The following is a 3,716-nucleotide window of genomic DNA, read 5'->3' on the forward strand; positions in this document are numbered from 1 at the left end:
TCTACGGTCAGACGTCAACCCGTCAAAAGTCGGGTGCTCGAGGACTCTGTGTATACCCTATGTAAAACAGAAAAAAGCTTGTTTATTCAAGGGACATTCCTCGCTATCACTGTATTCAAATTTCATACAGTCCTACGAGTTTAAGGTGTACGGTTTCTAAAATGGCAAAAATCGCCTACATCCTTTTGTGCCACAAAGACCCTGAGGCGATCATCCAGCAGGCTGAACGCTTGACGGCGGTTGGCGACTATATGGCCATTCACTTCGACGCGAGCGCCAATCCCAAACATTTCGCCGCGATCAAGGCCGCCTTGCAAGACAATCCCAACGTCGCCTTTTCCCGCAAGCGGATTAAGTGCGGCTGGGGCGCTTGGTCCCTCGTGCAAGCAACGCTTTATGCCGTCGAGGCCGCTGTCGATACTTTTCCGCGTGCGACGCATTTCTACATGCTTTCAGGGGATTGCATGGCGATCAAATCGGCAGAATATACCCATGCCTTCCTTGATTCGAATGATATCGATTACATCGAAAGCTTTGATTACTTCGAGAGTGATTGGATCAAGACAGGCATGAAGGAAGAGCGGTTGATCTACCGTCATTTCTTTAACGAGCGCACCCAAAAACGGCGCTTCTACGCTTCTTACAATTTGCAAAAGAAACTTGGGCTGACCCGCGAAATCCCAAGCGATCTTCAAATTCAGATCGGTTCGCAATGGTGGTGTTTGCGCAGGCGCACTGTCGAATGGATCCTCGATTTCACGCGCATGCGTAAAGACGTCATGCGCTTTTTCAAAACCACTTGGATTCCTGATGAGACGTTTTTCCAAACGCTTGTGCGGCATCTTGTGCCAGAGAACGAAATTGAAACGCGCACGCTGACATTTCTAATGTTCTCTGACTACGGCATGCCAGTGACGTTCTATAACGACCACTATGAGCTTTTGCTCAGTCAAGATTTCCTTTTCGCACGCAAGATCAGTCCTGAGGCGACGGATTTGAAAGAACGCCTTGGTGCGCTTTATGCTGCCGAAGACCAAGTGTTTCAGATTTCCAACGAGGGCGCGGGTCTGTTCAAGTTCCTCACAGAACGGGGTCGGATTGGGCGGCGCTTTGCCAGTCGCTTCTGGGAAACCGAAGCAACGCTTGGACGGGATCGCGAGTTGATGATTGTTGTGTGCAAGAAATGGCACGTCGCAAAGCGTTTGGTCGAAAGCATCAGTCACGGCACGAATATTCCTGTAGTGGAGTATATTTTTAACGAAGAAAATGCGCCCCTGCCTGACCTTGGTGGCATTCAACGCACTTTGTCCAAACGTCACAGGCATCGGCGCGCTTTGACGCGGATGCTGTTTGAATATTTCGAGACGAACAGACTGATAGTCTGCATGGATCCGGGCAACTTCTACCTATTGGAAGATTTCGGATCAGACCGTTCAGGCACGCGTATCCTAGAGGTGGAGTGCAACTACACCGATGAATTCCTAATTGGTCACTCCAAACGCATCGGCCTTGCGGGTGAGCAAACTTCAGAGGAAACATTGCAACGCCTGCTCCCCACCATTCGCAACGAGATCGCATTCGAAAAAGATCGTATTCACGATGCGAATTTCGACTCGCTCTACACGATCAAGGAAAGCGATTCAGCGCAGGAGAACGCAGCGCCCCTAGCCGAGTTTTTGGGCGTTAGCCCCGAAAAAGCGCAACAGATTGCGGATACGCCATATCTTTTTTCTGACTGATTTTTGCGCAGGAAACGGGTCGCTCTAGCAACCCGAACACTCCTATCTAAACGGATCAGAATAGGAGCACATATGTCATACGTTTTTTCCGGAATGAGCACGCAGGACGCAGCAGCAGCGAGAACAGGCGCGCCCGACGCTTACGGCAATCCGCCAGAGCATGGAATTTCCAGTGGCAGTGGTGTGCCGTGCCGCCATTGTTTGAAGATCGTCCCCGAGGGCGAGGCATTCCTTGTTTTTGCCTTCAGGCCCTTTGAAACGCTGCACCCCTATGCCGAAACAGGCCCAGTTTTCATTTGTCAAAACGACTGCGAAGCACCACACAAGATTGAAGTGCCAGAAGTTTTGACCGTCTCGCCAGAGTATCTGATCAAAGGCTATACCGCTGATGAAAGGATCAAATACGGCACCGGCGCGATCGTTCCATTAGCGAAGACAGCTGACAGGCTGGATGAGTTGCTGAGCGACGCAGACCTATCATTCATCGATATTCGCTCAGCTAAAAACAACTGTTGGCTCACACGCGTGACACGCACCACTTAACGGCCGCGCGTCAACTCCAAGAACACATCCTCTAGATCCGCTTGCTCTGTGCGCACATCTCGAATTGTGACGCCTGCGGTACGCACCGCTTCCAAAACTGCATCCGCGCTGGTCTGACTGGCGCGGTAACTCAGCCGCAATGCGCCTTGTTTGGTCTTACTTAGCTCAATCCCGTGCGGCACCTCAAAAATGTCTGTCGGGCTGTCGGGTTCAATGACCATCGTCTTTTGATCAATGCTTCCAAGCAAATGTGCTGTCGTATCGCGCGCAACGACTTGACCGTGGTTGATGATCGCAATCTCGTCGCACATCTCCTCGGCCTCTTCGAGGTAATGCGTGGTCAAAACAATCGTCATGCCTTGTTCGTTCAACTTGCGCACATTGGCCCAAAGCATCTGCCGAAGCTCGATATCAACGCCTGCTGTCGGCTCATCAAGGACAAGAATATGTGGATGATGCACCAACGCCTTGCCCAAAAGTAAACGACGCCGCATGCCACCGGACAAAGTGCGCGCGTAGGCGTTGGCTTTGTCAGAAAGTCCCACCAATTCGAGAATTTCGTCCGAACGGCGTTCTGCTTTTGGAACCCCATAAAGACCTGCTTGCACGTTCAAGGCTTCACGCGGTGAAAAGAACGGATCAAGGTTCAACTCTTGTGGCATCACGCCAATCGACGCACGCGATTGCCTTGGGTTCACATCCTGATCAAAGCCCCAGATCGACACAGTCCCGGATGATTTTAGAACCAATCCTGCCAGGATATTGATCAGCGTCGATTTACCCGCACCGTTAGGACCCAGCAGGCCAAAAATGGAGCCCTTTGGAATAGCTAGATTGACACCCTTCAGCGCCTCTTTTGCTGGTGCACCTTTGCTACCAGCGTAGGTTTTATGGAGATCGGTGATTTGAATGGCATCTTGTATCACAGGCTTTTACTCGCTCTTGCCGAATTGGCTCGCTTGGCTCATAACGCCTCTACCGCGACCACCCAAAAAAGGGAACACACCCGATGAGCACACCTGCACCAGAGATAAAAATTGTCGACAGTTTTCGCGTGGCTTGTGATGGCGGTGAAGGTGCATTGGGCCACCCGCGCGTATGGCTTCAAATTCCAGATCAGCATGGTTGGGTAGAATGCCCTTATTGCGATGCAAAGCTGGTGCACAAGGATTTTGAAGGGAAAGTTTAAGCCCTTCTGACGACCTCAATCTCCTGAACTGTTAGTGATTCTTACGCTTTTAGCACGGCATAGGTTGTGTCGGAGAAATGCGATAACGCAGCATTTGCATTTAACTATCCCTCATTTGGCACCAAAAACGCTCAGGGCCGAAATAGTTAAAGATTAAGAAACAGTTATACACAGAGTCCTCGAGCACCCGACTTTTGACGGGTTGACGTCTGACCGTAGAACGATTCAGCTAACCGCATGATCCG

At 50.8% G+C, this 3,716-nt stretch carries 4 protein-coding genes; 3 read left to right on the forward strand and 1 reads right to left on the reverse strand.

From position 1 onward, the window contains the following. Nucleotides 1-161: 161 nt before the first annotated feature. Both PFRI_RS05015 and PFRI_RS05020 read left to right on the forward strand, forming a co-directional pair. On the forward strand, nt 162-1,739 hold the full coding sequence (locus tag PFRI_RS05015) for a DUF5928 domain-containing protein (protein WP_072629645.1): 1,578 nt from the start codon (nt 162-164) through the stop codon (nt 1,737-1,739). 72 nt (nt 1,740-1,811) lie between these two features. Continuing rightward, nucleotides 1,812-2,282: a DUF1203 domain-containing protein gene (locus PFRI_RS05020; RefSeq protein ID WP_072629646.1), complete on the forward strand. Its 471-nt coding sequence runs from the start codon at nt 1,812-1,814 to the stop codon at nt 2,280-2,282. On the opposite strand, the gene PFRI_RS05025 is transcribed toward PFRI_RS05020, so the two are convergent. Continuing rightward, a complete protein-coding gene (locus PFRI_RS05025; protein WP_072629647.1) occupies nt 2,279-3,208 on the reverse strand; it encodes an ABC transporter ATP-binding protein in 930 nt (309 codons plus the stop codon). The genes PFRI_RS05020 and PFRI_RS05025 overlap by 4 nt on opposite strands. An 83-nt stretch (nt 3,209-3,291) precedes the next feature. Between PFRI_RS05025 and PFRI_RS05030 the strand changes: the two genes are divergently transcribed. Beyond that, a complete protein-coding gene (locus tag PFRI_RS05030) occupies nt 3,292-3,471 on the forward strand; it encodes a zinc-finger domain-containing protein (protein WP_072629648.1) in 180 nt (59 codons plus the stop codon). The last annotated feature ends 245 nt before the right edge of the window (nt 3,472-3,716 follow it).

This window comes from Planktotalea frisia, from assembly GCF_001890925.1.
In the GTDB taxonomy this organism is placed as follows: domain Bacteria; phylum Pseudomonadota; class Alphaproteobacteria; order Rhodobacterales; family Rhodobacteraceae; genus Planktotalea; species Planktotalea frisia.

Coding starts and splice junctions, on each gene's coding strand:
- PFRI_RS05015 (WP_072629645.1), top strand. CDS start 162: ATGGCAAAAATCGCCTACATCCTTTTGTGCCACAAAGACCCTGAGGCG.
- PFRI_RS05020 (WP_072629646.1), top strand. CDS start 1,812: ATGTCATACGTTTTTTCCGGAATGAGCACGCAGGACGCAGCAGCAGCG.
- PFRI_RS05030 (WP_072629648.1), top strand. CDS start 3,292: ATGAGCACACCTGCACCAGAGATAAAAATTGTCGACAGTTTTCGCGTG.